The sequence below is a fragment of the Amycolatopsis sp. cmx-11-32 genome (genome assembly GCF_047608695.1).
In the GTDB taxonomy this organism is placed as follows: domain Bacteria; phylum Actinomycetota; class Actinomycetes; order Mycobacteriales; family Pseudonocardiaceae; genus Amycolatopsis.
Map to the genome: position 1 here is coordinate 444,273 of NZ_JADNQN010000005.1, position 26,116 is coordinate 470,388.

At 68.4% G+C, this 26,116-nt stretch carries 27 protein-coding genes; 6 read left to right on the plus strand and 21 right to left on the minus strand.

The genetic code is table 11. The features are described 5' to 3' along the window. Positions 1 to 85: 85 nt before the first annotated feature. A complete protein-coding gene (locus ACM6LR_RS18290; RefSeq protein ID WP_414937376.1) occupies positions 86 to 1,162 on the plus strand; it encodes a 3-deoxy-7-phosphoheptulonate synthase in 1,077 nt (358 codons plus the stop codon). A gap of 365 nt (positions 1,163 to 1,527) precedes the next feature. Here ACM6LR_RS18290 and ACM6LR_RS18295 read toward each other — a convergent pair whose 3' ends face one another. Together ACM6LR_RS18295 and ACM6LR_RS18300 are read right to left on the minus strand one after the other, a co-directional pair. Then, positions 1,528 to 2,013, minus strand: coding sequence for a polyadenylate-specific 3'-exoribonuclease AS (locus ACM6LR_RS18295; protein WP_414937375.1), 486 nt, complete (start codon positions 2,011 to 2,013; stop codon positions 1,528 to 1,530). A 20-nt stretch (positions 2,014 to 2,033) separates the two neighbouring features. Beyond that, entirely contained in the window at positions 2,034 to 2,795 is a 762-nt protein-coding gene (locus ACM6LR_RS18300; protein ID WP_414937374.1) for a lysophospholipid acyltransferase family protein, read from the minus strand. A gap of 213 nt (positions 2,796 to 3,008) precedes the next feature. Between ACM6LR_RS18300 and ACM6LR_RS18305 the strand changes: the two genes are divergently transcribed. The 3 genes from ACM6LR_RS18305 to ACM6LR_RS18315 are packed head-to-tail and all read left to right on the plus strand — an operon-like array spanning position 3,009 to position 5,460. Further along, positions 3,009 to 3,779, plus strand: a complete 771-nt coding sequence (locus ACM6LR_RS18305; protein WP_414944161.1) for an alpha/beta hydrolase — start codon at positions 3,009 to 3,011, stop codon at positions 3,777 to 3,779. Continuing rightward, on the plus strand, positions 3,776 to 4,297 hold the full coding sequence (locus tag ACM6LR_RS18310) for a hypothetical protein (RefSeq protein ID WP_414944162.1): 522 nt from the start codon (positions 3,776 to 3,778) through the stop codon (positions 4,295 to 4,297). The genes ACM6LR_RS18305 and ACM6LR_RS18310 overlap by 4 nt, the downstream gene beginning before the upstream one ends. A 20-nt stretch (positions 4,298 to 4,317) precedes the next feature. Continuing rightward, entirely contained in the window at positions 4,318 to 5,460 is a 1,143-nt protein-coding gene (locus ACM6LR_RS18315; protein ID WP_414944163.1) for a glutamate--cysteine ligase, read from the plus strand. A 59-nt stretch (positions 5,461 to 5,519) separates the two neighbouring features. Here ACM6LR_RS18315 and ACM6LR_RS18320 read toward each other — a convergent pair whose 3' ends face one another. Genes ACM6LR_RS18320 through ACM6LR_RS18350 form a run of 7 tightly spaced genes read right to left on the minus strand, consistent with a single transcriptional unit; the run spans position 5,520 to position 10,666 of the window. Further along, positions 5,520 to 6,389, minus strand: coding sequence for an NUDIX domain-containing protein (locus tag ACM6LR_RS18320; protein ID WP_414937370.1), 870 nt, complete (start codon positions 6,387 to 6,389; stop codon positions 5,520 to 5,522). Between the two features lie 4 nt (positions 6,390 to 6,393). After that, a complete protein-coding gene (locus ACM6LR_RS18325) occupies positions 6,394 to 7,353 on the minus strand; it encodes an ROK family protein (protein ID WP_409491894.1) in 960 nt (319 codons plus the stop codon). Between the two features lie 16 nt (positions 7,354 to 7,369). Further along, positions 7,370 to 7,798 carry a hypothetical protein gene (locus ACM6LR_RS18330; RefSeq protein WP_414937369.1) on the minus strand — a complete coding sequence of 143 codons (429 nt, stop codon included), beginning with the start codon at positions 7,796 to 7,798 and terminating at the stop codon, positions 7,370 to 7,372. Continuing rightward, positions 7,795 to 8,976 carry an ArsA family ATPase gene (locus ACM6LR_RS18335; protein WP_414937368.1) on the minus strand — a complete coding sequence of 394 codons (1,182 nt, stop codon included), beginning with the start codon at positions 8,974 to 8,976 and terminating at the stop codon, positions 7,795 to 7,797. Before ACM6LR_RS18335 ends, ACM6LR_RS18330 begins: the two co-directional genes overlap by 4 nt. A gap of 14 nt (positions 8,977 to 8,990) precedes the next feature. Beyond that, on the minus strand, positions 8,991 to 9,431 hold the full coding sequence (locus tag ACM6LR_RS18340) for an SRPBCC family protein (protein ID WP_414937367.1): 441 nt from the start codon (positions 9,429 to 9,431) through the stop codon (positions 8,991 to 8,993). Between the two features lie 27 nt (positions 9,432 to 9,458). Further along, on the minus strand, positions 9,459 to 10,247 hold the full coding sequence (locus ACM6LR_RS18345; protein WP_414944164.1) for a metallophosphoesterase family protein: 789 nt from the start codon (positions 10,245 to 10,247) through the stop codon (positions 9,459 to 9,461). Between the two features lie 8 nt (positions 10,248 to 10,255). After that, positions 10,256 to 10,666: a polyketide cyclase / dehydrase and lipid transport gene (locus ACM6LR_RS18350; protein ID WP_414937365.1), complete on the minus strand. Its 411-nt coding sequence runs from the start codon at positions 10,664 to 10,666 to the stop codon at positions 10,256 to 10,258. 126 nt (positions 10,667 to 10,792) lie between these two features. Between ACM6LR_RS18350 and ACM6LR_RS18355 the strand changes: the two genes are divergently transcribed. After that, positions 10,793 to 12,589, plus strand: a complete 1,797-nt coding sequence (locus ACM6LR_RS18355) for an AMP-dependent synthetase/ligase (RefSeq protein WP_414937364.1) — start codon at positions 10,793 to 10,795, stop codon at positions 12,587 to 12,589. Between the two features lie 191 nt (positions 12,590 to 12,780). Here the strand turns inward: ACM6LR_RS18355 and ACM6LR_RS18360 are convergent, their stop codons facing one another. The 3 genes from ACM6LR_RS18360 to ACM6LR_RS18370 form a co-directional block, all read right to left on the minus strand. Then, positions 12,781 to 13,881, minus strand: a complete 1,101-nt coding sequence (locus ACM6LR_RS18360; RefSeq protein WP_414937363.1) for an FAD-dependent oxidoreductase — start codon at positions 13,879 to 13,881, stop codon at positions 12,781 to 12,783. Between the two features lie 63 nt (positions 13,882 to 13,944). Further along, on the minus strand, positions 13,945 to 14,892 hold the full coding sequence (locus tag ACM6LR_RS18365; RefSeq protein WP_414944165.1) for a ferritin-like domain-containing protein: 948 nt from the start codon (positions 14,890 to 14,892) through the stop codon (positions 13,945 to 13,947). Between the two features lie 87 nt (positions 14,893 to 14,979). Further along, positions 14,980 to 16,224, minus strand: a complete 1,245-nt coding sequence (locus ACM6LR_RS18370; protein ID WP_414937361.1) for an aminotransferase class I/II-fold pyridoxal phosphate-dependent enzyme — start codon at positions 16,222 to 16,224, stop codon at positions 14,980 to 14,982. A 269-nt stretch (positions 16,225 to 16,493) separates the two neighbouring features. Here ACM6LR_RS18370 and ACM6LR_RS18375 point away from each other — a divergent pair, with 269 nt between their 5' ends. Beyond that, positions 16,494 to 16,895 carry a hypothetical protein gene (locus tag ACM6LR_RS18375; RefSeq protein WP_414944166.1) on the plus strand — a complete coding sequence of 134 codons (402 nt, stop codon included), beginning with the start codon at positions 16,494 to 16,496 and terminating at the stop codon, positions 16,893 to 16,895. Between the two features lie 8 nt (positions 16,896 to 16,903). Here the strand turns inward: ACM6LR_RS18375 and ACM6LR_RS18380 are convergent, their stop codons facing one another. The 9 genes from ACM6LR_RS18380 to ACM6LR_RS18420 all read right to left on the minus strand — a co-directional run bounded on the left by ACM6LR_RS18380 (position 16,904) and on the right by ACM6LR_RS18420 (position 26,116). Continuing rightward, the gene (locus tag ACM6LR_RS18380) at positions 16,904 to 17,398 is read right to left on the minus strand and encodes a hypothetical protein (RefSeq protein WP_414944167.1); all 495 of its coding nucleotides are present in this window, start codon (positions 17,396 to 17,398) and stop codon (positions 16,904 to 16,906) included. Beyond that, on the minus strand, positions 17,395 to 17,883 hold the full coding sequence (locus tag ACM6LR_RS18385) for a hypothetical protein (RefSeq protein WP_414944168.1): 489 nt from the start codon (positions 17,881 to 17,883) through the stop codon (positions 17,395 to 17,397). Before ACM6LR_RS18385 ends, ACM6LR_RS18380 begins: the two co-directional genes overlap by 4 nt. Further along, positions 17,883 to 19,118 carry an MCE family protein gene (locus ACM6LR_RS18390; RefSeq protein ID WP_414944169.1) on the minus strand — a complete coding sequence of 412 codons (1,236 nt, stop codon included), beginning with the start codon at positions 19,116 to 19,118 and terminating at the stop codon, positions 17,883 to 17,885. Before ACM6LR_RS18390 ends, ACM6LR_RS18385 begins: the two co-directional genes overlap by 1 nt. Beyond that, a complete protein-coding gene (locus ACM6LR_RS18395) occupies positions 19,115 to 20,329 on the minus strand; it encodes an MCE family protein (protein ID WP_414944170.1) in 1,215 nt (404 codons plus the stop codon). Before ACM6LR_RS18395 ends, ACM6LR_RS18390 begins: the two co-directional genes overlap by 4 nt. Further along, positions 20,326 to 21,516: an MCE family protein gene (locus ACM6LR_RS18400; RefSeq protein WP_414944171.1), complete on the minus strand. Its 1,191-nt coding sequence runs from the start codon at positions 21,514 to 21,516 to the stop codon at positions 20,326 to 20,328. The genes ACM6LR_RS18395 and ACM6LR_RS18400 overlap by 4 nt, the downstream gene beginning before the upstream one ends. Continuing rightward, on the minus strand, positions 21,513 to 22,544 hold the full coding sequence (locus ACM6LR_RS18405; protein ID WP_414937354.1) for an MCE family protein: 1,032 nt from the start codon (positions 22,542 to 22,544) through the stop codon (positions 21,513 to 21,515). Before ACM6LR_RS18405 ends, ACM6LR_RS18400 begins: the two co-directional genes overlap by 4 nt. Further along, positions 22,541 to 23,578, minus strand: a complete 1,038-nt coding sequence (locus tag ACM6LR_RS18410) for an MCE family protein (RefSeq protein WP_414937353.1) — start codon at positions 23,576 to 23,578, stop codon at positions 22,541 to 22,543. The genes ACM6LR_RS18405 and ACM6LR_RS18410 overlap by 4 nt, the downstream gene beginning before the upstream one ends. 376 nt (positions 23,579 to 23,954) lie before the next feature. Then, positions 23,955 to 25,271, minus strand: a complete 1,317-nt coding sequence (locus ACM6LR_RS18415) for an MCE family protein (RefSeq protein WP_414944172.1) — start codon at positions 25,269 to 25,271, stop codon at positions 23,955 to 23,957. Beyond that, positions 25,268 to 26,116: an MlaE family ABC transporter permease gene (locus tag ACM6LR_RS18420; protein ID WP_414944173.1), complete on the minus strand. Its 849-nt coding sequence runs from the start codon at positions 26,114 to 26,116 to the stop codon at positions 25,268 to 25,270. Before ACM6LR_RS18420 ends, ACM6LR_RS18415 begins: the two co-directional genes overlap by 4 nt.

A 26,116-nucleotide genomic window follows, 5' to 3' on the forward strand; every position in this document is an offset into this window, starting at 1 on the left:
CTGACCTACCACCCCGAGCCGGAATCACACCGGCTCGGCGAGTTCCGCGGGTCGGTCTCCCTTTTCGAAAGGAACCAGACCCGCGATGTCTCCCTCCGCTGACACCCTGATCGCCCTCGACGGGCACCGCACGGCGGCCATCAACCCGCTGCTGTCGCCCGCGATGCTGCGGCACGAACATCCGATGACGGCGGAAATCGCCGATACCGTCCTAGCCGGGCGGGCCTCGGCCGTCGACATCCTCGACGGCCGGGACGACCGGCTCCTCGTCGTCGTCGGGCCCTGCTCGGTGCACGACGCGGACGCCGCGCTCGACTACGCCCGCCGCCTCGCCGCCAAGGCCGAAGAACACCGTCGCGACCTGCACATCGTCATGCGCGTCTACTTCGAGAAGCCGCGGACCACGCTCGGCTGGAAGGGCCTGATCAACGACCCCGGCCTCGACGGCACCTACGAGGTCAACCACGGCCTGCGGCTCGCGCGCGAACTGCTGCTCGACATCTCCGCGCTCGGCCTGCCGGTCGGCTGCGAATTCCTCGACCCGATCACCCCCCAGTTCATCTCCGACACCGTGACCTGGGGATCCATCGGCGCGCGGACCGCGGCGAGCCAGGTGCACCGGCAGCTGTGCAGCGCGCTGTCGATGCCGGTGGGGATCAAGAACTCGACCGAGGGCGACGTCCAGGTCGCCGTCGACGCCACCCGCGCGGCCGCCGCGAGCCACGTGTTCGCCGGCATCAACCCCGACGGTCTCGCCGCGCTGATCACCACCGCGGGCAACGAGGACTGTCACGTGATCCTGCGCGGCAGCTCGGCCGGTCCGAACTACGACCCCGCGACCGTGTCCGACACGCTGGCGCGGCTGGCGAAGTCGGGGCTGCCGGAGCGCGTGATCATCGACGCGAGCCACGGCAACAGCGCGAAGGACCACGTGCGCCAGGCTTCGGTCGTCCGTGAACTCGCCGGGCGGATCGGCGCCGGTGAGCGGGGCATCGCCGGGCTGATGCTGGAGAGCTTCCTGGTGGCGGGGCGGCAGGACCTGACACTGGGCTCGGCTTCGTCGCTGACCTACGGACAGTCGATCACGGACGCCTGCCTCGGGTGGGAGACGACGGCTGAGCTGCTGGACACGCTGGCGGAGGCCGTCGACTCGCGGCGGTGAGTGCCTGGGTGCGTCGCGCGGGACCGGACGGACGACACGGGTGATCCGACGGAGGACACCCGTGACTGGACGGACGACACGCGTGTGGCCGGGTCCCGCAGCGAGTCGTCCATCACGAGTGACGTCCCGCCAGCCACGCGAAACCACCCGACAGCAGGTACCTGGGACACGGTTGGCCCTAAACCGAATCGGCACTCACGACTTCCCGGGGGCGCCTTGATCGCTTGAAGTACGTGAAGGCCCCCTTCTTTGCGCCTGGCGCGAGGAAGGGGGCCTCCACGGCACTTGGCCCTCACGCGACTTACCACTCACGATCATCGGCTGCAGGGGCCAGGCAGTAGGCGCCGCAGCGTCACGAGCAAGCCCTACCGGTGCCAGTAGGACTCGATGATCCCCCACCGCTGGAAGTTGTGCCGCGCGTCCGCCAATGCGTCGTGCTGGTCGTCCGGGGCCGCGGGGAGCTTCGGTTTGCCCGCGTCCTCCCAGCGTTGCCGCAGGTCACGCGTGAACCGCGGCAGCTGGCGCGGCAGCGCGGGCATCGGCCCCCACAGCTGCGCCAGCGCGACGTGGTCGTAGGCGGCGAACCAGGCCCACAGTTCGATCCCGCCGGGCGGCTTGCCGAAGAACTCGAGCAGGTCCGCACGGATCTTCTCGCGGCTGCGCCACGCCGGGTCGGCGGGCGACGGGAGTTTCGGGAGCACGTTGTCGCGGACCCAGGGGCCCGCCTTGCCGGGATCGAAATCTGTCGAGACCGCGTAGAACTCACGGCCTCTTTCGTCCACGACACCGATCGACACCAGGTCGATCGTCACGCCGTCCTCGATGAATTCGGTGTCGTAGAAAAAGCGCACCGGAGAACCCTAGTGGGCGCTCAGCCGACCTTGGTGTCCGGGATACGGGCGACGTCCTTGGCGGACGGCTGCGCGGGCACCTTCGGGCGGATCCCGGCCTCGTCGGCGGCGAGCAGTTCCTTCGCCTTGGCGGCGTAGATGTCGACGTACTCCTGGCCGGAGAGCTCCATGAGCGCGTACATGATCTCGTCGGTGATGGACCGCTCGATGAAGCGGTCACCGGCCAGGCCCTCGTAGCGTGAGAAGTCGAGCGGCTTGCCGAAACGGATCTCGAGGCGGCGCGGCCACCACATCTTCGAGCCGATCGGGTTGACCTTGTCGGTGCCGACCATGGCCACCGGGACCACCGGGCCGCCGGAGTCGAGCGCGATCCGCGCGACGCCGGTCTTGCCCTTGTACAGGCGGCCGTCCGGGGAGCGGGTGCCTTCGGGGTAGATTCCGAGGAGATGCCCTTCGCGGACCAGGCGGGTCGCGGTGTCGAGCGCGGCCTGCGCCGCGTTGCCGCCGGAGCGGTCGATCGGGAACTGGCCGACGCCGGTGAAGAACCACTTCTTCAGCAGGCCCTTGAGGCCCTTCTCGGTGAAGTACTCCGATTTGGCCGGGAAAGTCACCTTGCGCTTGACCCGGAGCGGCATGAAGAAGGAATCCGCCACCGCGAGGTGGTTGCCCGCGAGGATCACGCCACCGTCGTCGGGGATGTTCTCCGCGCCGACCACCTTGGTAGGCCACAGCGCCTTGAGCAGTGGCCCGATAAACACGTGTTTCATGAGCCAGTACAGCACTGCGAAAACTCCTCCTAGCAGCTCAACCCCCGCGCCCGATGGCCAAGACTACGAATCGCGCACCCCCGGCACAACGAAGTCCACCCGGTTACCCGTACCCAGCGACGGATCTCACACCCGATCCGGCCCGATCCCGACCGTGGCCAGTGGCCCACAAGCCGCTCCGCTCGTGCGAACATAGAGACCTACCCAGCTCTCACGGAAGGCGATCGCATGGCCGTCCTCGCCGGCGCGGAACCGTTCGCTCACCCCGGTTCGACCGAAGCAGGGTTCCTGCTGTGCCACGGATTCACCGGTACCCCCGCGAGTATGCGGGCGTGGGGCGATCATCTGGCCGAGGCCGGTTACACGGTGCGCTGCCCGTTGCTTCCCGGGCACGGCACCCGGTGGCAGGACATGAACCGGACAGGCTGGGAGGATTGGTACGGGGCGGTCCGTGAAGAACTTCTGGCACTTCTCTCCACGTGCGACTCGGTGTTCGTCGCCGGGTTGTCGATGGGTGGGACGCTGACCCTGCGGCTGGCCGAGGAGTTCGGCGACCGGATCGCCGGGATCGTGCTCGTGAACCCCTCGATCATGCGCCACGGGCTGGACACGAAGCTGCTGCCGATGCTGGCGAACATGGTGCCGTCGGTGAAGGCGATCGCGAACGACATCGCGAAGCCGGGCGAGACCGAGCTGGCCTATCCCCGCACCCCGGTGCGCGCGGCCGCGAGCCTGGCGAAGCTGTGGGCCGTCGTCCGGCCGGAGCTGGCGAAGGTGACCCAGCCGGTGCTGCTGCTGCATTCGGCCGTCGACCATGTGGTGGAGCCGCTGAACTCGCGGATCATCCTCGACGGGATCGGCAGCGAGGACGTCACCGAGGTGGTGCTGGAGAACAGCTTCCACGTCGCCACCCAGGACCACGACGCGGGCCTGATCTTCACGCGTACGGTGGACTTCGCCCGGTCCGTGCGCCGGGAGGGACAGGTGGACGCCGGATGAACAGGGGCAAGGACGGGCCGGAGGACGTCGACGCGACGTTCGCCGAGATCGTGGCCGACCTCCGTGCGGAGGGTGTCGGACTGTTCCCGGAGGACGAACTCGAAAAGCCCGCCGGGAAAGCCACCGAAAAGGCCGAGAAGGCGGAAAAGCCTTCGGAGAAGACACCACGGCCAGAGACCTCGGAAGCCGAACCCGAGCCGGGCTGGCGAGGTGGCGGCACCAGCTGGGACAAGACCCTCTTCGAGGACGCCCCGGCCGGATCGAGCGACGACGAGGGCCACTTCGTGCCGCCGGAGCCGCCTCCCCTGCCGCGTCCGCGCAAGGGCGCGTTCATCGTCCTGCTGTTCTTCGTGCTCGGCCTGCTGCTTCTGATCGCGCCCAACCTGATCGGCATGGGCACGCGGCTCGGCACCCCGCTCGGCATCCTCGCACTGGCGACCGCGATCGCGCTGCTCCTGCTGCGGGTCCGTCAGGGGCCGCCGCCCGGTGCGGACCCGCACAACGGCGCGCAGGTCTGAACTGTCGGACAATTCCGGACATGAAGATCGACTTCACACCCTCGCGCCGGTCGACGGTCGGCGCGGAATGGGAACTCGCCCTCGTCGACCGGCGGACCGGTGAACTCTCCTCGGTCGCGGAGCAGGTGCTCGACGCCGTCCGGCCCGACGGCGAGGAGGAGCACCCCAAGATCAAACAGGAGCTGCTGCTCAACACCATCGAGGTGATCAGCGGTATTTGCGACACGATCGCCGAGGTCAAGGCCGATCTGAACGAGTCGCTGGACGTCGTGCACTCGGTACTCGACCCGCTGGGCGTCGAGCTGTTCTCGGCCGGGTCGCATCCGTTCTCGACGTGGTACCAGCAGAAGGTCACCGACAAGGAGCGGTACGCCAAGCTCATCGACCGGACCCAGTGGTGGGGACGGCAGATGCTGATCTACGGCGTCCACGTGCACGTCGGCCTCGACCACCGCGACAAGGCCCTGCCGATCCTGGACGCGCTGCTCAACTACGCGCCGCACCTGCAAGCGCTCTCGGCGTCCTCGCCGTACTGGGGCGCGGAGGACACCGGCTACGCGTCGAACCGCGCGCTGATGTTCCAGCAGCTGCCGACAGCGGGGCTGCCGTTCCAGTTCCGGAAGTGGACCGAGCTGGAGAGCTACGTCGACGACATGTTCACCACGGGCGTGATCGACCACTTCTCCGAGATCCGCTGGGATATCCGGCCCGCCCCGCATTTCGGGACGATCGAGATGCGGGTGTGCGACGGGCTGCCGACGCTGGAGGAGGTCGGCGCGATCTCGGCGCTGACCCAGTGCCTGGTGGACGACTTCAGCGCGCGCCTCGACGACGGCGAGATCCTGCCGACGCTGCCGCCGTGGCACGTCCAGGAGAACAAGTGGCGCGCGGCGCGCTACGGCGTCGACGCGATCGTCATCCTCGACGCCGCGGGCAACGAGCGGCCCGTCACCGAAGACACCCTCGACCTGCTGAACCGGCTCGAACCGGTGGCCCGGCGGCTGGACTGTGTCGAAGAACTGCGAGGGGTGGAGACGATCCTGCGGTACGGGCCCAGCTACCTGCGTCAGCGCGCGGTGGCGAAGCAGTACAACGGGAGTCTGCGCGCCGTCGTCGCTTCCCTCATCGCGGAGATGCGGGACGGGACGATCGCGCGCCCCTGACCCCCGCGATTAGTCCTCTAGTTGCGGTAGTTCGACGTCTGACTACCGCAACAAGAGGACTAATTGCGGTCGAGGTGCCCCAAGAGAGTGCCTGGGCCGAAGGTGGAGGCGCCCAGGGCCTCGACGCGGGACCGTAGTTCGCGGTCGGCGGTCACGACGACGACGTGGTCATCCGGACCGGCCTCGCGAGCCTCGTGCGCCACGGCGACGATCTGGGAGTCCCCGTCCGTCTCGGCGCCGACGACCTCTACACCGGGTACCGCCGCGACTCCTCGCGCCTTACCCTCGACGACCAGCACGACCTTCGGCCACCACGACCATTCCCCGCCGCCGGGCAACGCCGGATCGGCGAACCCGGTCCCGGCCAAGATCGCGAGTTCGTCCCGCAGCCGTTCCGCGGCGCCGCGCCGGTCGCGCCACCAGCCGTCCGGCCGCGATCCGACGACGTTCGCCCCGTCGACCACCAGTACCAGCCTGCGATCCAAGTGTTCCCTCAATCCCGGCCATGCCATCGCGAAGTCGCGGTGCAGCCGGAAATCCGCGACCTCGTCCGGGCGGACCCACCGCAGTTCCACGCTCTCCGCGTTCTTCACCCTCGCCGAAAGCGTGCCGATCGGCGCGGCCAGGATCGTGGTGTAGCGCCAATTCCCGTGATCGACACGCGACGCCGACAACGGCAGGACACGGGCGGGCGGGACGTCGGCCTCTTCGTGAGCCTCGCGGGTGGCGGCCTCACGCGGGCTCTCCCCCGCCTCGACCGCTCCTCCTGGCAGCGCCCACGTGCGCCCGTGATGCACCCACCACGCCCGGCGTTGCAGCAGGACACCGCGGGCGGGATCGGACAGCAGCAACCCGGCGGCGCCGTTCAAACCCCAGTGAAGATGGCCGAAGTCGCACTTCACGAAGCCGTTGCCGTCCAGACGGGTCACGGCTTCAGCCTGTCACACCGACCTCGGCGCCGGGAGCCTTCGCCGCGTCGACGGCGAGCGCCGCGGCGCCGACGATGGCCGTGTCGTCCCCGTGCTGGGCCGCGCGGATCCGGGCCAGCGGCCGGTGCCCGGCGCCGGTGATCTTGCCAGCGTAGTGCTCGCGCGCCTCGTCGAGGAACAGCGGAGCCGATTCGGACACCCCGCCGCCGATCACGATGATCTCGGGATCGAAGACGTCCGCGACCAGCGCCAGCCCCTCGGCCAGCCACTTCGCCAGTTCGGTCATCGCGCGCTGGGCGATCGGGTCGCCGTCGCGGGCGGCACCGGCGACCCGGCGTCCGGTGACCGAACCGGGGTCTCCCCTGGTCTCACGCGCCAGCACGGTCGAGCGGCCAGGGTGCCGCGCGAGCAATTCCACCGCCGTCGCGGCCAAGGCCGTCCCGCTGCAGTACCGCTCCCAGCAGCCGTACTTCCCGCACGGGCAGGCCCGTCCGCCGGGGACGACGGTCAGGTGCCCCAGTTCCGGGGCGACACCGTAGGCACCCCGGTAGATCTTGCCGTCGAGCAGCAGGCCCGCGCCGATCCCGGTACCGAGCGCGATCAACGCGGCGACGTGGGCACCTCGCGCGGCGCCGAAGCGGTATTCGCCGATCGCGGCGGCGTTCACGTCGTGCTCGAGGGTGACGGGAAGGCCGACGCGCTTCTCGATCCGCTCCGCGACCGGCGCGGCACGCCACGACAGATGCGGCGCGAACATCACCGTCCGCCGGTCGTTGGCGACGAACCCGGCCACCGCGAGCCCGACGCCGGAGACCTCGTGCCGGTTGCGGAGGTCTTCGACGACCCCGGCGATGGCGTCTTCGAGCGCGTTCTCCTCGCCGGGGGTGCCGACCCTGGCGGTGTCCATCAGCGAGCCGTGCTCGTCCACCACGCCGGCGCGCACGCTCGTGCCCCCGACGTCCACCCCTACCGTCAGCAACTCAGTTCTCCCGGTCCGGCTGCCATGCGTCGCGCCTGGTCACGGCGATGTGCTGGACCCGCGAAGCTCCCACCGGCGCATCTTCCCGCGCGGGTTCCTTCCGCGCCGGCTGGAAACCCGGCATATGCACCCCGCCCTCGGGTTCCCAGCGGTCCGCGAGCACCGCGCGCAGCAGCGCGACGAGTTGCGCGGCCTGCTCCATCAGCCGCGCCACGAACTCGGGCCGCTCACCGCGGAAAACCTCGACGATGGCGCAAAGCGGGCACCAGGCGGTGTCTCCACCGGACTCGTGCTCGGTGCAGCCGTGCCCGGCGGAGATCAGGTCCTCCAGCCACGGCGCGGCGTGTTCGACGACCAGTTCGACCAGCAGCCGGATCTCCTCGGCCAGCTTGAGGCCGTCGGTCCGGGGGTGTTCGTCGTTCTCGCTCACCCGGGTCCCCGGTTCCCGGCCAGGCTCACGACCAGGCCGTGCGCGTCGGATTCCGCACCGGTGATCCGGCACGGGCGCAACATCTCCGGCAGCGCGATCAGCCGCCGGAAACCGTCCACGGTGACGGCGAGGTCATCGTCCACTCTGGCAAGGTCCACTTCGGAATCCCGGTGCAACGGCACCGCGATCCGCAGGCGGTAGCCACTGTCCGATTCGGACACTTCGAGCAGCGGGGTGACCGCTTTCCCGTTACCGGTCAGAGGATCCAGACCTTGGTAAAGTTCATACGCGATTTCCTGCAACGCCGCCAGTCCGACCGGCTCGACGGCGCGGTGTTCGACCGGTTTCACCGTTTCGGGCCCGAACCCGGCGTCGGCGAGTTCGGCGAGAACGGTGTTCTGCTGCGTGCGGCGGGTCCGCATCCACGAGGCCGCGGCGCCGCGCCAGAACCCGGGGGCCGGCATCAGCCGGTTGACGATCAGGCCGTCGACTCCGATCCCGCGCAGTGCCAGCGAACCGAGCGTGCGGCGGGCTTCGGCGACGACGACGCGTTCCGGTGTCAGCACGAGCCGGACGGTGGTCGTCGCGGGATCGGTGAGCAGCGTGCGCAGCGACTCCAGATGCGCGCCGAGCCGCCGTACCGCGGCCGCCGTCCGCCGCGCGCCCGGTTTGAACATCCGCGTGAGGTATCCGGAAACCGCTTCGGGCAAGGCCAGCAGGCGCAGCGTTTCCGCGGTCGGACCGCAGTCGACGACGACCGTCTCCCAGGGACCGTGCTCGGCGAGGCGCTGGACTTCGGTGAGGGCGAGGAGTTCGTCAACGCCGGGGACCACGGTCAGCTCTTCGGCGTCGAGCGAGTCGAGGCCCGCCCCCGCGAGGGCGGTCCGCAGTTCCTGCCGGAGTTCGCGCCAGGTGCTGTCGACGAGGCCGCGGAAATCGATCTGGGCGGCGTGCAACAGTCCCGACGTACTCCCTCCCGCGGAGAGACCATCGGCCACAGCGTCCACTTCGGACGGTTCGGCGCCGAAAGTGCGGCCGAAGACGTCACCGAGGGAATGCGCGGGATCGGTCGAGACCACGAGCGTCTTCCTGCCCCGGCCTGCCAGTGCGACGGCCGTCGCGGCGGCCAGCGTGGTCTTGCCGACACCCCCCTTGCCGGTGAAAAGCAGGATCCGCATGCCTACCCTTCGACTCAGGACGCTTCAGCGCGCTTCTTGAGCTCCTTGAGCGCGGTGTCCATGACCATCTTCTCGGCCTTGCGGCGCAACAGCCCGATCATCGGCAGCGCCAGCTCGACGGACAGCGTATACGTCACCTTGGTGCGGCCGGCGGCCAGCGCTTCGAGGGCGTAACGACCGTTCTGGGCCTTCTGCATCTGCCCCTTGACCAGGTGCCAGCTGACTCCCTTGCCGTCGGCGTCCCAGTCGTACTCGAGGGTGTAAACGTCCTTGATGGGCCCGGCGTCGAGGGTGAGTTTCACCTGCTTGGCGCGGCCCTTGTCGTCCTCGCCGAGCACCTCGGTCTGCCGGACGGCCTTGGCCCATTCCGGGTACGCGGGAAAGTCGGCGATGACGGCCATGACCCGCTCGGGCTCGGCGTCGACCTCGATGGATTGCGTGGACTGCTCGGCCATGGCCCAAACTCTAGCCGGAGCCGAGCGTCACCAGCGCAGCACGTGCGGCTGTGCCGTCTCCTTGAAGTGACCGACGTTACGGCATTCGGTCCTGCCGAGCCTCGTCCGCGCGGTCAGCGGCTGGTGGACGTGCCCGAAGACCGACCAGCGCGGCCGTTGCTCGCGGATGAGGTCCACCAGCGCCACCGACCCGATCTCGGGCCGCCGCGCGACCACGTCGTAGGTCAGTTCCGGGATGGCGGGCGGGACGTGGGTGCACAGGACGTCGACGTTCTCCAGCGCGCTCACCGCGACGTCGTATTCCTCGCGGGTGCGCAGGTACGGCCGCCAGAAGCCGTTGCGGCGCGGGACCACGTTCGGCGGGAGCAGCGCGCCGCCGACGAACCCGAAGCGCAGGCCGCCGAACTCGGCGATCTCGCCGTCGAGGACCTGGATGCCGTCGCCGGCGAACTCGGGCCACAGCGACGGGTCGTCGACGTTGCCGGGGGTCGCGAACGTCGGCGCGGTGAGGGCGCCGAACAGGATGGCGTACTGGTCGTGGATCGCTTCGCCGACGGCGGCGGCGGGATCGGCCAAAGTGGCCCACAACGATCGCGAGAAGGCAACGGTCTCATCACGAGTGCCCTCGCGCCGCAGCCGCGCGAACTCGCCGACCTTCTCCGCGCCGAACAGCGCGCCCATGATGCCTTTGTCGTGCTCGCGGTAGTCGACGAAGTCCAGCAGGTCGCCGAGGACGATCAGTGCGTCGGCGCCGTCACCCGCGCGTTTGAGCGCGTCGGCGTTGCCGTGCACGTCCGACACCACGTGAACCCGCATGCTCTCCCCTACTCGCCCCGGGGACCGACCCCGGGTTCGCGCCCGTCCTCCAGGACCTCTTTGAGCCCGAGCGCGATGGCTTTGGCGGCACGGGACCTGCGGTCGAACTCCCGCCGCAGGTCCCTGACCTGGAGCGCGAGCGGTTCCCCGTCCGGACCGGCGGGCGTGGCGCGCAGGAAGTAGTGCAGCAAGGTGCCGTCGAGCACCGGCTCGAGCCAGACCTCCATGGTACCGATCAAGGCACCGCGCACGGTCCAGCGCAGTCCTTCGTCCCCGCGGTCGGTGTAGACCTCGAGAACGAGGTCCGGCCAGTAACGTGACCAAGATCGCGGCTCGGCGAAGGCGGCGGCCACTGTGGACGGCGGGACCACGAGGAAGGTCTCGTCAACGATGTCGAGAGCTGGCGGAGCCTGGTTCACACGCGGCAGAATGTCATGCCCGGGGTATGGCCGATTCGCCAGCATGGTCTTAAGGTGCACGGCACGCTAAGTTGACTGGCGGGTAACACCGGTCACACCACTTGCACGCGAACACGGAGGTTCCTCGTGCGCGAATACAGCGCCCCCGCCGCCAATCCGGTGACCGACGACGAGAACCTCGCGGACGTCATCTGGGCGAACGCCGAGCGGTTCTCCGATGTCGTGAGTTTCCGCCGCCAGGTCGACGGTACCTGGTTGGACATCACCGCCAAGGATTTCGCCGCCCAGGTCCTTGCCGTGGCCAAGGGAATGGCACAGGCAGGCATCGCACCGGGCGACCGGATCGGGCTCATGTCCAAGACCCGCTACGAATGGACCCTGATCGACTTCGCGATCTGGGCCGCCGGCGCGGTCACCGTCCCGATCTACGACACCTCCTCGGCCGAACAGGTCCACTGGATCCTTTCGGACTCGGCGGCGAAGGGTGTGTTCGTCGAGACCGACGAACACCTCGCGACGCTGGAATCCGTCAAGGGGCGCCTCGACACGCTGGAGCACACCTGGCAGATCGAGGCCGCCACGCCCGCCGTCGACGACCTCATCGCCCGGGGCGCCGAGCTGAGCGACGACGACCTGCACGAGCGCCGCCGCACGGTGAAGGCGGGCGACCTGGCCACGATCGTGTACACGTCGGGCACGACCGGCCGCCCCAAGGGTGTCGAGCTGACCCACCGGAACCTCCTGGCCGAGATCCGTGCCGACATCGCCGCGTTCCCGCAGCTGATGGAGCAGGGCAACTCGCTGCTGGTGTTCCTGCCGCTCGCGCACATCCTCGCCCGCGCCATCGCGGTGACGGCGCTCAGCGCGCGGGTGACCCTCGGGCACACCTCGGACGTCAAGAACCTCGTCGCCGACCTCGGCACCTTCCGGCCGACGTTCGTCGTCGCCGTGCCACGCGTGTTCGAGAAGGTCTACAACGGCGCGAAGCAGAAGGCCCACGGTGACGGCAAGGGCAAGATCTTCGATGCCGCCGAAGCCACCGCGGTCGCCTACAGCCAGGCTCAGGACACCGGCGGCGCCGGGCTGGGCCTGAAAGTCAAGCACGCGCTGTTCGACAAGCTCGTCTTCAGCAAGCTGCGCGCGGCGCTGGGCGGCCGTTGTGTCGCGGCGGTGTCCGGCGGAGCCCCGCTCGGGGTGCGGCTGGCGCACTTCTTCCGCGGCATCGGCGTCCCGGTGTTCGAGGGCTACGGCCTGACCGAGACTTCCGCGGCGGCCTGTGTCGGCACTCAGGACGGGTTCCGCGTCGGCACCGTGGGACGGCCGGTCGCCGGCACCTCGGTGCGGATCGCCGAGGACGGCGAGATCCTGCTGAAGGGCGACGTCGTGTTCGGGGGCTACTTCAACAACCCCGAGGCGACCGCCGAATCGCTGGAGGACGGCTGGTTCCACACCGGCGACCTCGGCGAGCTCGACCGCGACGGGTTCCTGAGGATCACCGGGCGCAAGAAAGAGATCATCGTGACCGCGGGCGGCAAGAACGTCGCCCCGTCCGGGCTCGAGGACACCATCAAGGCCAGCCCGCTGATCAGCCAGGCGATGGTGGTCGGCGACCAGCGGCCGTTCATCGGCGCGCTGATCACCATCGACGAGGAATACTTCCCGTCGTGGAAGTCGCAGCACAACAAGCCTTCCGACGCCTCCGTTTCGGATCTGGCCGACGACGCCGAACTGCGCGCCGAAGTCCAGGAAGCGGTCAACCAGGCCAATAGCGCGGTTTCGCAGGCCGAGTCGATCAAGAAGTTCACGATCCTCTCGAAGGACTTCACCGAGGCGGGCGGCGAGATCACGCCGAGTCTCAAGCTGAAGCGCAACATCGTGAACAAGAACTACGCGAACGACATCGAAGCGCTGTACAAGAAGTAGCTTCGGTAAGTGAGGTGAGCGGGCGGGCCACGCCTCTGAATGCGTGTTCCCAATGTCGCATTCGAGCCGCTGAGCGGCTCGAATGCGACATTGGGAACATCGGGATGAACCCTGCCGCGGCATCCCGGTGAGCGCCTCTCGGTTCCCGCGTGAAGGCGCAACCAGAGGACTAAACGCGGGCCGGGCAAAGCTCAGCCGTCCGAGATCTTCGCGTCCCACTCGATGTGGTGCCGGTAAAGCCAGTTCCGTCCTTCATCGGAGGTCGTCCCCGACGAAACCGCGGCGCTGCTGGCCACCAGCTTCTCCACCCGCGCCCGCCGTAACCGCTCGTAGGCCGCGAAAGCCGTTGGCGCGTCGGGAAGATCCCGCAAACACTGCGCCAGCACGACGCTGTCCTCCAGCGCCATCGACGCTCCCTGACCCGCGGCGGGCGAGGCCGCGTGTGCCGCGTCCCCGACGAGCACCATGGACGAGTTCCACCAGACCGGCGTCGACGGGACGTCGTAGGAGTGACCGCCGAAGACGTCGTCGCCAGTCGATTGGATGATCTCCGCGGCAGGCAACGGTTCCCCGTCGAAAGCGGCGAAGGCCGCCGAGCGCCACTCAGCCGCCGACAGGCCGCTTCGCACACCTTCGGCCGTGGGAAGCCGTGCGAACCAGTACGTCGAGCCGTCAGGGGCGCTGGTGTAGCCGAAGAAGGCGTGCAGGCTCTGGATCATCCGGTAAAGCGACGGCGCCCGCGGGACGCTCGTGTCGGTCGTATAGCCGTAGACGACATCCAGTCCGGTCGAGCGCGGCGGCGGGCACGACGGATCGATGAGGCTCCGGACGACCGACCGCAGGCCGTCGGCGCCGATCAGGATGTCACCTTCAGCGGAGGTCCCGTCCTCGAACCGCGCCGTCCCCGGCGAGGCGGAAACCAGCCGCTTCCCATGTTCGAAGGCGATCCCCCGCGAGATCGCTTCCTCTTGCAGCGCGCGATAGAACGCCGCGCGAGTCAGGGTACGTGGTCCGGCGAGGCCGTCGACGTCGAACGAACGCCGCTCGACGGTGCGCCCGTCCGGCGTCACCAGTTCCAGACCGACGGCGGCGAACGAGTTCTCGACGACGGGCGCTTCGGCACCGATGGCGCGCAGGGCGTCCATGCCGTTGTGCATGATCGTCAGGAACGCGCCCGCGTCCTCACCACCGGTCGGGTGCGCCTCGTGGACGCTCGCCTCGATCCCGGCGCGCTGCAGAGCCATCGCGGTCACCGTGCCCGAGATGCCGCCACCGATGATCACAGCCTTCACCGCGAACCCCCTGTCGTGTCGCCGTCACCCGACGGTACCGGCAACGGCGACACGACAGCAGGGTCACGCGCCGCCGCTGGCGACGATGTCGCCGTTCACTCCCTTGGGGAAGAACCCGCCTTCCTTCACCGGGCCCGGGTTCAGGTAGACGACGTTCAGCACCCTGTCGGCACTACGGCCGAAGCAGACGCCGTTGTTGTCGGTGGGCACGATGTTGGCCTGGTTGCCCAGCACGATGCCCTGATCGTCGTCGCCAGGACCGTCGAGGGCGTCGCGGGCGTTGGAGATCTTGGCGGCCGCGTCGCCGAGGTCCCGGTCGAACAGCGACGTCCGGATGGTGGCGGCGTGGTACGCCTCGGCGGCCAGGATGCCGGCGGCCGCGTCCAGGAACGTCTTGTTGGTGATCAGCGGTGCGGCGCCCTTGTAGGCCGTCACGCCGACGTCCTCGAACAGGAACGCCGCGAGCAGGAAGTTCTTCTCGTTGGCGAACGGGTCGAACTGCTGGTATTCGCTGATCAGCCCGGCCGCCCGCGCCGCGGCGGTGAAGCTGTCCTTGAGGTCGATCTCCGGCCGCGACACCGCGGCCTCGCCCAAGGCCCCACGCAGGAACTCGACGTGCGCGACCTCGTCGCCCGCGATCTCCTTCGCGAACTGGTACAGGGTCTTGTCGTGGAACATCACCTTCTTGCCGCCTGCCACCCCGCCCTGGGTGCCTGCCCCGCCGGTGAGGTCGTCCGGCAGCCCGCGGCCGTGGACGGCGAACGAATAGAACTCGGCTTCCAGGTACTCCAGGTTGAGCGCGAAATTGAGCACGGCCGCGTCGCTGGGGGCGCCCGTGGCGGCGGCGGCCTCACCCGTCGCCGATGCGGACGAAGTGGCCTGCACCCCTAGGTAGGTGGCGCCGACGACACCGAGCCCCGCCGCGCCGACGGCCTTCAAGAACCGGCGGCGATCCGTGCGGTTCTCGGCACTGCGCGAAACCAGGGTACGAACGAACGGCTTTCCGAACACGAGTGGTTCCTCTCGTCCTTGCGATGTACACCCACCCACTCGGACGTTCGGAACCACCCGTGACCCGGATTGGAAAAGATCTCGAAGTTATTTCTTCGTCGCCGCGGCAAGGCGAACGCAGACCGCGAGGCCGCGGATCGCCTCTTCGACCTCGGCCAGCTCAGGGAAGGTCGGGGCGATGCGGATGACGGCGTCTTCGGGGTCGTCGCCGTACGGGTGCGTCGCACCGGCCGGGGTCAGGGCGACACCGGCCTCCTTGGCCAGCCGCACGACCTCCTTGGCGGTCCCGGCGGGCACGGTCAGCGAGACGAAGTACCCGCCGGTCGGCTTGGTCCAGGACGCGAGCCCCGCTTCACCCAGCTCCTTGGTGAGGATCTCGTCGACGGCCGCGAACTTCGGGCCGATGAGCTCCGCGTGCTTGCGCATGTGCGCACGGACGCCGTCCTCGTCACGCAGGAACTGAGCGTGCCGGAGCTGGTTGACCTTGTCCGGGCCGATGGTCCGCTTGCCGATGAGACCGGTCCACCAGGCCAGGTTGGCTTCGGACGCGCCGAAGAAGCCGACGCCGCCACCGGCGTAGGTCACCTTCGAGGTGGAACCGAAGACGAACACACGGTCGGCGTTGCCCGCCTCCGTGGCCAGCGCGAGCACGTCGGCCAGCCGCGCCTCGACGTCGGTGAGGTGGTGCACGGCGTAGGCGTTGTCCCAGAAGACGCGGAAGTCCGGGGCGGCCGTGGTCATCGTGGCCAGGCGGCGCACGGTGTCGTCGCTGTAGGTGACACCGGTCGGGTTGCTGTACTTCGGCACGCACCAGATGCCCTTGACCGCGGCGTCCTCGGCGACAAGGCGCTCGACGACGTCCATGTCCGGGCCGGTCTCGGTCAGCGGCACCTGGACCAGCTCGATGCCGAAGCGCTCGGCCAGCACGAAGTGCCGGTCGTAGCCGGGGACCGGGCACAGGAAGACGACCCGCTCCTCGTCGGCCCAGCGGCGCTCGGCGCCCGGGACCTTGCTGAGGTAGGCCTGCACGATGGTGTCGTGCATCAGCTCCAGGCTGGAGTTGCCCGCGGCGAGCAGCTGCTCGGCCGGGACCTGCAACGGTCCGGCGAAGATGCGGCGGAGTTCGGGCAGGCCCTTCAGTCCTCCGTAGTTGCGGACGTCCGTGCCGTCCTCGGCCTTGCGTGCGTCTCCGGGGAGGTCGAGCAGCCCGTCGGCGAGGTCCAGCTGGCGGGGGGACGGCTTGCCGCGGGTGATGTCCAGGGAGAGGCCACGGTCGACGAGGGCCGCGTAGTCGCGGCGGGCGCTCTCGACATCGACAGGTGCAGTGGTCATGCCTAACGCTAAACCCGGCGGCCGATCGCGTGAGACGAGGGTGGTCCTACGCCACGCACACAAGATCCGACAATGGTTCCGGCGCGTTTTTCATCATTCGTAACGAGGCCGAATCCCCTAGTGTCGCGTGATCCTGCAGGTCTTACCCGTGATTGGACGGCGATCTCCGGAGATCGCCGTCCAATCACGCGTAACCGCCGTCTGATCACGCGAGATCGCCGTCCGAGGAACGAAACCAAACGTCAAGCAAGCAGGATCACGCGACACTAGTGACCGGGACACCGTTTCGCGCATTGTCGATATCACGAGGAAAAGGGGAGAACTACGGAAATGAAGAAACGGGCGGTGAACTTACCGGCGGCGTGCGCGGTACCCGTCAGGTAACGGCGGCTCCCGCCGTCGCGGTCGCCTCACCCCCGAACACGATCGTGATCCAGCCACCGGCCGTCGCCGCACCGCCGCGGACGGTTCATGTCGCACCGCCGACGACCCGGACCGTCCATCCGGCACCCTCGGTTCCGGTGGCGCAGACGGTGATCGCCTACTACGACGCGATCAACCGGGGTGATTTCTTCACCGCGTGGAACCTCGGCGGGCGAAAGTTGGCCGTAGGGATACGCGACGACTTCCTGGGCCGCTCTCACCGTGACCAACGTCAGCGGCTCTCCTGATTCCAGAATTACAGTGGAGTGAGTTGTGAGATCTTCCAGCGGCCGTCGATCCGGACAGCGGTGACCGAAAGCTGGGAAACCGACGATTGCGGGGCGGCGCCACCGGGGGTGAGCGTCTGCTGATCGAGGAACAGCAGCACTTCGGCCTGGTCACCGCGCAAGGACCGGACACCGAGCGAACGGACCGTCGTGGTGCGCACCAGTTTCTGTTCTTCCGCCCGTTTCCGCGCCGACGCGAACTGGTCCCGGTACTGCCCGGTCGCCTCGCCGGTCAGCACGTCGGCCGCGGCTCGCTCGGTCCGTGCGAGGTTGCTGTAGTCATAGGAGAAAACGGCCTTCACCCCGGCGCCGACCTGGTCCGCGACCTCGGCGGTGGCGGCCTGGTCCACCAGCGCCGCGTTGCCGTCCGAGCCCAGCGAGGACGCCTGGAGGCCGAACCACACGGCGCAGCCGGTGGCCAGCACGATGATCGCGGTCAGGAGCCGCGGTACCCGAGCGGTCATGAGCCCGCCGCCTGTACCGCGCTGACCTTCCAGCCGTCCTGCGCGCGCTGGTAGTCCACGGTCAGCCTGCTCACCTTGGGGGCGGCCGGTCCGCCGCCGGTGCTGACCTTCACCTCCAGCACGGCCATCAGCCGTGCCGTCCCGGCGACGGCGTCGAGTTCGGTGACAGCGGCCTGCATGAGTTTCGCGGTCGCGACGGTCTTGCCGGTGTTCGCCCGGTCGATCTGGATCTGCCGGTCGCCGGTGAGGCCCTCGCCGAGCCGTCCGGTGGTGACGCCGAGCCAGCGGTCGACGTCCTGGGCACCGGTGCGGTAGTCGATCGTGTTGAGCACCTCCAGCTGACCGGACGCGGCGGTGAGCACGGCTTCCCGTTCCCGGCCGCGCGCGAGGCCGTCGTCCTGCGCGGCGCTCCACCACGACCAGCCGAACCAGGCGGCCACGAGGACCGCCAGCGCGGCGACGACGGTGAGCGAGCGGATGAGCACTACTCGCCGCCCAGCAACGAACCGAGCCCGCCGGGACCGGAGCCGGTGAGCAGGCTCAGCACACCCGGCAACTGCGCGGATTCCGCAGCCTGCGGGCTCTGCTTCGGCCGCTCCGGGACCGCCGGCGGTTTCCCTGCGTACGGGGCGTTCTGCGAACCCCGCACGCCGGTGGGGCTTCCCGGCGGCTCGGCGCAGTACGCCTGGGTGTTGACCGGTGCTTCGGTGAGGTCGTTGGCGGGACGCTGTTTCGTGCCCTCGTAGCCCTTGGTGCACGAGGCCGGGTCGAAGAAGTTGAACACGACACCGAGGTGTCCCGTGCCGTCCGGCGACGTCGACCGCGAGAACGCCGAGATGATCGGGTACGCGACGAGCAGTTCCTCGATCGCGTCGGTGCGGGCGGAGGTGATCTGGGCGGTGGTGAGCGTGTTCGCGAAGAGCACCCCGAGGTCGGTCCCCGAAACCGCCAGCACATCGCTGATCTGGCGGCTCAGCTTCGGCGCTTCGTCGATCACCCGCCGCAGGTCCGGGTCGGACGTCTTCAGCTGCGCGGCGATCGTCTTGAGCCCACTGGAGAACTGGGTGATGTTGTCCGCTTGCCGCCGCTGGGTGTCCAGCACCGTCCGCGAGTTGGCCAGCAGACCTTGGGTGTCGGGCAGGTACTGCGTCGCCGTCGCGGTGAGGGATCCGGTGCTGTCCAGCAGTTGCCGCAGATCGGGGCCGGCGTCGGCGAACGCCTCGTAGGTCTCGTCGACGACGGTCTTCAGTGATCCGGGTTTCACACTCGACACCAGTTTGTCCAAATTGGACAGTACGATGTCCGGCGCGAGCGGGATCGAGGTCTTGTCGCGGGCGATGATCGAACCCTCGGCCAGGTACGGCCCGTTCTCGTGCATGGGCAGCAGATCGACGTACTGCTCCCCCACCGCCGACCGGTTGGCGACCGCGGCCTTCGTGTCCGCCGGGATCTTCGGCGCCCCTGGATCGATGTCGAGGCCGAGGTCGATGCCGTGCTCGGTGAGCGTCATCGACGCGACCTTGCCGACCGCGACCCCGCGATAGGAGACCTCGGCGTTGACGAAGATCCCGCCGGAGTCCACGAGTTGCGCGGTGACGAGGTAACCACGGGTGCCGAAGAGCCGGTCCAGCCCAGCGTACTTGCCGCCCGCGTAGACGACCGAGACCACCGCGATGACGATGAACACCGTCAGCTGGATCTTGGTCCTGCGCGTGATCACCGGCCACCTCCCAGCAGCGGACCGAGGATCCCGCCGAGCACGCCGCCCAGGACGTCCCCGCCCTGCCCCCGCGGAGCCTGGGGCGGCTGCGGGAGGTCACCGATGGGCAGCGGCAGCACCGGTGGCGCGGCGCCGTCGTTGAACGGGATCGCGCCCGGCGCGCCGGTGCCCTTGTTCCCCGGCAGCTGGATGATCGGCTGCGACGAGTTGTTCATGTTCTCCAGGAACGTGTCCAGATTCAGGTCGATCTTGGCTTCCACGTTCGCGTAGTCGCCCTTGATCACGTTGCCCGCGTAGTCCGGGAACGGGTACGTGAGCAAGATCCGCAGCGCGGTCGGCAGGTCCTGGCCCGCCTCGGTCAGTTTCTTCAACGTCGGCTGCAACGCGCGAAGGTTCGCCACCAGGCTGTCACGGCTGGCTTCGATCGTGTCGGTCGCGACGCCGGACAACGTGTTCAGCGACTGCAGCATGCCGACGAGCTGATCCCGTTGCTCGGTCACGATCTTGAGCCCGGGCGAGAGGTTGTCGAGTGCGTTCGTCAGGTTCTGTGTCTGGCCGACCAGGATTTTCGAGAGGTTGTCGAGGCCGTCGATGGCCCGCAGGATCGCACCCTTGTGCCCGTCGAGTTCGGTCGCCAGCTTGTCCACCTGGGACAACAGCGAGCGGACCTCGGCCTCGTTGCCGGTGAGCGCTTCGTTCAGTTCGTGACTGATCTTCTGGATCTGCTCGACCCCGCCACCGTTGAGCAGCAGGGAAAGCGCGCCGAGCACCTCTTCGACCTCGGGGTTGCGGTTCGTCCGGTCCAGTGGGATCTTCGCGCCCTCGGCGAGCGCGCCTTCGGGGTTGTCCGGCGCGTGCAGGTCGACGAACTTCTCGCCCAGCAGGCTCGACTGCCGGAGTTCGGCACGCGCGTTCGCGGGCAGCGCGATGTCGCCGTTGACGACCATGCTCACCCACGCCGAGCGCGTGTCCGGCGCGAGATCGATCTTCTCGACCCGGCCCACCGGGACGTCGTTGACCTTCACACTCGCCTGAGGAACGAGGTCGAGGACGTCGGAGAACTGCGCGGAGAGCCGGTACGGGTGATCGCCGAGATCCGCGCCACCCGGCAGCGGAGTGTTGTACAGCCCCGAAAAGCCACCGTCACTACAGCCGGCCAGCATCAGGACACCCGCCATCACCCCCGCGATCCTCTGCCGCTGCCGCCTCATTTCGGGAGCCCCTTGCTCATGACGTCGATCAGCGGGAGCGGCAGCGGCGGTAGTTCACCGCTCTGCAGCGAGGCCAGTACCTGCGGGACCGATGGGAGCTTCAGCGTGCCGTCGAGGACGGGCGCGAGTTGCTTGCAGATGGTGCCCAGCGCGTCCGGAATCGGTTTGAGTGTGCTCACGCTGATCAGACGGCAGACGGTCAGGATCGGTGGATGCGTCAACTCGTTCAGGTTGTCCCGTACGGCGATCGTACCGGACGCGGCGTCGTAGGAGTTGATGAAGTTGGTCGCCCCGGTCGGCGCGATGTCGATCACTTCGGCGAGCGAGGCCCGCTGGTCCACGAGCACCTTCGTCAGCCCGGCCAGCTTGTCCACATTGGACGAGAGCAGGTCCTTGTTCTCCGCGACGAACTTCTCGACGTCGCCCATCGCCGTCGCCAGGGAACTCAGCGCGGCTCCCACCTCCACGGAGTCCGCGGCGAGGAAACCGCTGACATCGGCGGCACGGCGGTAGAACTCGTTGAGCTGCTGGTCGCTTTCGGCAAGGGCGCCGGTGAACGAGTTCAGGTTTCGCACCGTGGTGAACAGGTCGTCCTTGGAGCCGTCCAGCGTTTTGGCCAGTTCGGACAGCCGGGTCACCGTGGTGTTGAGGTTCTTCCCGTTGCCACCGAGGTTCGCCGCCGCGGTGTCGAGCACGTCGGAGAGCGCACCGTTCTTGTTGGCGCCGTTGGGCCCGAGACTCGTCGACAGCTTGTCGAGGCTCGTGTAGAGGTCGTCGAGTTCCGCCGGTGTCGCCGTCTTCTCCTTGGCGATCACCGCGTCCGTGGCCATCTCGGGGCCGCTCTCGTACGCCGGGGTCAGCTGCACGTAGCGGTCGCTCACCAGGCTCGGCGAGACGACGACCGCGCCCGCGTCGGCCGGGATCGGGGTGTCGTCGTCGATCCGCATGTCGACCCGGACGGCCTCGCCCCGCGGTGTCACGCCGGTGATCTCACCGACCTCCACCCCGAGCACCCGCACCGACGAACCGGCGTAGAGCCCGACGGTCTTGCCGAAGTACGCGCTGATCCGCGTCCCGCCGGGTTCGGAGAAGACCAGCCAGAGCCCGGCGGTCACGATCAGCACGAGGACGCAGGCGAGGGCGACCCACGTGTAGAGCGTGCGGCCGGTGCGTGTGTGGATGGTCATCGTCCCCCCACTCCCTGGTTCGGCCCCGCGATCGGCGGGGTACAGCCCTCCGGGTTGACTTGGAAGGCACCCGCGATGATCGTCGGCGGCAGCAGCCCGCACAGATAGCCCTCGAACCAGCGCCCGTTCCCGGTCGCGTTGGCACCGACCCTGGCGAACGGCGCCATCAACGCGAGGCTGCGGCTGAGGTTGTCCTGGTTGCGCTGCAGGATATCGGTGACCTTGCCGAGTTTCTCCAGCGTCGGCTTGAGCTGCGTCCGGTTGTCGGCGACGAGCCCGGACAGCTGCGCCGAAACCTGTCGCGTGCCCTTGAGCAACGTGCTGATCGCGTCCTTCCGGTGCTGCAGTTCGGCGAGCAGGAGGTTGCCGTCGTCGAGGACCCGTTTCAGCTGGGCGTTGCGGTCGGACAGCGTCTTGGACACGGTGCTCGTGTTGGCCAGCAACGTCTTCAAGTCACCGTCGCGCGAGGAAACCGTTCTGGACAAGGAAGAAAGCCCGCCCAGCGCGTCCTTGAGGTACTGCGGGCTGTCCTTGAGGGCGTCGGAGAGGACGGTGAAACTCGTCGCCAGCTGCGCGGTGTCGATCTCGCCGACCGTGCCCGACAGCTGCTGGAACGCGTCCTGCAGTTCGAACGGCGTCCGCGTGCGGTCGAGCCCGATGGTGGTGTTCGGGTCCTGGTTCGTCTTGCCTTTCGGCGTCAGCGCGAGCAGTTTCTCGCCAAGCAGCGTCTTGATCTCGATCGACGCGGACGTCGCGTCACCGACCCGGGCATCCTTGACCCGGAACTTCACCAGCACCTTCTTGCCCGCGAGTTCCACCGAGCTGACCTTGCCGACCTTGACCCCGGCGACCTGGACCTCGTTGTCCGGCGCCAGTCCGGCCGATTCGCCGAAGTACGCGGAGTACGTCGTCCCGCTGCCGAACAACGGGATCCGGTCGGAGAAGTACGTCGTCGCCGTGATCAGCACGATCAGGATGAGCGTCACCGCCCCGACCGCGGCCTGGTTGCGTTCCTTGAGCGGCTTCACGGCCCGCACCTCTCCGGTCGCTGCGTGCCGGGCAGCGGCGTGATCGGCAGTTCGATGTCGAGTGACTTGATGCCGATGCTGCCGGAGATCCCGCACAGGTAGTAGTTGAACCAGCTGCCGTAACTCAGCGTCCTGGTGAACTTCTGCAGGTTGCCGGGCAGCACCTGCAGGAGATGGTCGATCAGCTGTTCTGAATCGCCGAGGTTCCGCGACAGCGCGCCGAGCTGCACGACGTCGTCCTTGAGCGCGGGCCGCGCGTCGGCGAGCAGGCCCGTGGTGGCGATGGTGAGGTCGCCGAGCGCCTTGACCGCCTCCCCGATCGGCCGCCGCTGCTCGGCCAGCCCGGTGACCAGCCGCTGGGTCTGGTCGATCAGCTCGCCCAGCTGCGGCGAGCGCTTCTCGACCGTGCCGAGCACGGTGTTGAGGTTCGCGATGACGTCACCGATGATCTTGTCCTTGCCCGCGATGGCCGACGTGACCGACGCGGTGTGCGCGAGCAGACTGGTGATCGTGCCGCCCTCGCCCTGGAAGACCTGGATGATCTCGTAGGAGAGCTTGTTGACGTCCTCGGGGTTCAGCGCGCGGAAGAGCGGTTTGAACCCGTTGAAGAGCACGGTCAGGTTCAGCGCCGGTTTGGTGCGCTCGGGCGGGATGACCCCGCCGCGCGGCAACGACTTCTCGTCGCCGATGTCCGTGCCGAGCGAGAGGTACCGCTGACCGACCAGGTTGCGGTACTTGATGGTCGCGGTCACCGACGCGGGCAGCCGGTGGGCGGTCTGGATGTCGAAGTGGACCTGGGCGAAGTTCCGTTCGCCCTCTTCGATCTCGATCTCTCCGACCTGCCCGACCTTCACCCCGGCGATGCGGACGTCGTCGCCCTCCTTGAGCCCGGACGCGTCGGTGAACTTGGCCGTGTAGCCCGAAGTCTCGCCGAAGTTGGTGTTCGCGATGGTGGCGCCGAGGATCGCGGTGAGCAGCACCGTGACGACGGCGAAGATGAGGATCTTGAGCAGGTCGGGAACGAAGGACCTCATCGGAGCCCCCTCCCGGCCAGGTCGGGCGGGCTGAAGGGGACTTTCACCGCATCCGACGCGGTGAAAGCTTCCTTCGCCGCGAGCGACGCGGCGATGGGCCCCTTCAGCCCGGCCGTCGAATTGGTCGTGAGTGGCGACTCGGGTTCTGTTGAGGGGTAAGGCAAAGGTGGCGATGCCTGGGCGCGCGGTCCGTGAAGGCCTCCTTGAGGGACCCAGAGTCCCACAAAGGGGCCTTCACGGACCCGCCGCCCAGCACCACCTGCTACTCGGGACCACCATGGCACCTTTGCTGTTCCCCTCGATGACCCGAATCGCCACTCATGGCCCACCGCACGCGGCCCACTACCCACACCCGCCCGAACGTCCGACTCCGACCTCATCGGAGTTCCACCTCCGCACCGCGGTACAGCGGGCCGACGAGCAGGCTGCCCCAGTTCGGCACCTGATCGGGCGTCGTGCCCATCGCGGGCGACACGAGCAGGTCGATCAGCCGTTGTTCGTCCGGGGTGTTCACCACCGAACCACCCGCGCTCCCGCCGGCGGGCAGCCTGCCGTCCGGATCGCGCGGCGGCGCGGGTTTGGACGAACCGTCGTCGATCGCGCCGTCCGGCGGATACTGCGGCCAGCGACCCGGCGGCGGCACCTCCGGATAGCACCGGGGGCCGCGTTTGTCGTTGTACTTCGGCTCGTCGACGCCGGGCAGGTACTTGCCTCGGCTCGGCGTGAACTCGATGGTCACCCGGCTGACCTCGGGATGCGCGGTGCCCTTGCCGAACGCGAGTTCCGCGCGCGGCACCGAGCCCGCCAGCTGTTTGAGCAGGCACGGGTACTCCGGCGCGTACTTCGCGAGGACGTCCAATGTGGGCTGGAGGGTGGTGGTGAGGCGGATCAGGTTGTCCTGGTTCACTTTCAGGAAACTCGTCAGGTCGAGCGAAGCCGCGGTCACCGTCGAGTAGACGTCGGCGAGACCGCGCTGGCTCTCGACCAGGGTCTTGCTCGTGGTGGTCAGATCCGACAGCGCGGCCAGCAGATCCGGCGCGGCCTTGTCGTAGATCGCGGCGGCGTCGGCAAGGCCGGTGATGTCGGCCTTGAGGTCGGGCAGCGACGGGTTCACTTTCCCGAGGTAGTCCGAAAGCCCCGCCAGCGTCGTGCCGAGTCGCTTGCCCTGACCGTCCAACGCGGACGCGACGGCGTTGAGCGTGCTCGCCATCTTCTCCGGCTGCACGGCCTGCAGCAACGGCATCACGTTGCCGAGCACGGTTTCCAGCTCGATCGCGCTGCTGCTGCGATCCTGCGGGATGACGTCGCCTTCGCCGATGTGCCGTTCTGGCTTCTCCGGGATCTGCAGGGCGACATAGCGCTCACCGAACAACGTCTTCGGCAGCAGCCGCGCGGACACGTTCGACGGGATGACCTCGGTCTTGTCCGGTTGCAGTGCCAGGTCCATCGTCGCGCGGTCGCCGTGGGCCTGGATCGACCGCACCTCGCCGACGACCATCCCGCGCACCTTGACGTCCGCGCCCTCGCGCATCTGGTTGCCGATGCGGTCGGTCTCCAGTTTCACCAGGGTCACGGCGGTGAAGGCCTTCTGGTAGAACGCGATGGTGGTGACGAAGAACAGCACGACCACCACGAGGAAGACCAGCCCCAGCACCTGGTGCCGGAGCCGCTTCAGCAGTATCCCCCTGTTCACCCGGAAATCCTCACCGTCGTCGTGGCGCCCCAGATCGCGAGGCTCAGGAAGAAATCGAGCACCGAGATCAGCACGATCGCCGTCCGCACCGCGCGGCCGACGGCGACACCGACGCCGGCGGGCCCACCGCTGGCGGTGTAGCCGTAATAGCAATGGGAAAGGATGATGAGCACGCTGAAGATGATCACCTTGAGGAACGACCAGAGCACGTCTTCGGGCGGCAGGAACAGTGTGAAGTAGTGGTCGTAGGTGCCCGCGGACTGGCCGTGGAGCCAGATGGTGATCTGCCGCGAAGCCAGGTAGGACGAGAGCAGGCCGACGGCGTAGAGCGGGATGACCGCGGTGACGCCGGCGATCACCCGCGTCGTCACGAGGTACGGCAGGCTCGGCACGCCCATCACTTCGAGCGCGTCGATCTCCTCGGAGATCTTCATCGCCCCCAGTTGCGCGGTGAAGCCGCAGCCGACGGTGGCCGAAAGCGCGAGCCCGGCGGAAAGCGGCGCGACCTCGCGGGTGTTGAAGTAGGCCGAGATGAACCCGGTCAGCGCCGCGGTGCCGAGCTGGTTCAACGCGGAATAGCCCTGCAGGCCGACGATGAGCCCGGTGAACAGCGTCATCCCGATCATCACGCCGAGCGTCCCGCCGATCACCGCGAGCGCGCCGGTGCCGAAGCTGACTTCGGTCAGCAGGCGGAAGATCTCGCGGCCGTAGCGCCGGACCGTGCGCGGGGTCCATGCCAGCGCCCGGAAGTAGAACGACAGCTGGCCCCCGAAACCTTCCAGCATCGCGCCCGGACGCGCGATGATCTCGAGTGTCCGGTCCGAAACAGCGGGTTCGGCTGCCAT

What these genes read in the sequence shown, in the direction of transcription:
- ACM6LR_RS18410 (WP_414937353.1), bottom strand. Translation starts at nt 23,578, where the DNA reads ATGAGGTCCTTCGTTCCCGACCTGCTCAAGATCCTCATCTTCGCCGTC.
- ACM6LR_RS18400 (WP_414944171.1), bottom strand. Translation starts at nt 21,516, where the DNA reads ATGACCATCCACACACGCACCGGCCGCACGCTCTACACGTGGGTCGCC.
- ACM6LR_RS18380 (WP_414944167.1), bottom strand. Translation starts at nt 17,398, where the DNA reads ATGACCGCTCGGGTACCGCGGCTCCTGACCGCGATCATCGTGCTGGCC.
- ACM6LR_RS18290 (WP_414937376.1), top strand. Translation starts at nt 86, where the DNA reads ATGTCTCCCTCCGCTGACACCCTGATCGCCCTCGACGGGCACCGCACG.
- ACM6LR_RS18305 (WP_414944161.1), top strand. Translation starts at nt 3,009, where the DNA reads ATGGCCGTCCTCGCCGGCGCGGAACCGTTCGCTCACCCCGGTTCGACC.
- ACM6LR_RS18340 (WP_414937367.1), bottom strand. Translation starts at nt 9,431, where the DNA reads ATGGCCGAGCAGTCCACGCAATCCATCGAGGTCGACGCCGAGCCCGAG.
- ACM6LR_RS18310 (WP_414944162.1), top strand. Translation starts at nt 3,776, where the DNA reads ATGAACAGGGGCAAGGACGGGCCGGAGGACGTCGACGCGACGTTCGCC.
- ACM6LR_RS18370 (WP_414937361.1), bottom strand. Translation starts at nt 16,224, where the DNA reads ATGACCACTGCACCTGTCGATGTCGAGAGCGCCCGCCGCGACTACGCG.
- ACM6LR_RS18315 (WP_414944163.1), top strand. Translation starts at nt 4,318, where the DNA reads ATGAAGATCGACTTCACACCCTCGCGCCGGTCGACGGTCGGCGCGGAA.
- ACM6LR_RS18420 (WP_414944173.1), bottom strand. Translation starts at nt 26,116, where the DNA reads ATGGCAGCCGAACCCGCTGTTTCGGACCGGACACTCGAGATCATCGCG.
- ACM6LR_RS18335 (WP_414937368.1), bottom strand. Translation starts at nt 8,976, where the DNA reads ATGCGGATCCTGCTTTTCACCGGCAAGGGGGGTGTCGGCAAGACCACG.
- ACM6LR_RS18345 (WP_414944164.1), bottom strand. Translation starts at nt 10,247, where the DNA reads ATGCGGGTTCACGTGGTGTCGGACGTGCACGGCAACGCCGACGCGCTC.
- ACM6LR_RS18395 (WP_414944170.1), bottom strand. Translation starts at nt 20,329, where the DNA reads ATGAGGCGGCAGCGGCAGAGGATCGCGGGGGTGATGGCGGGTGTCCTG.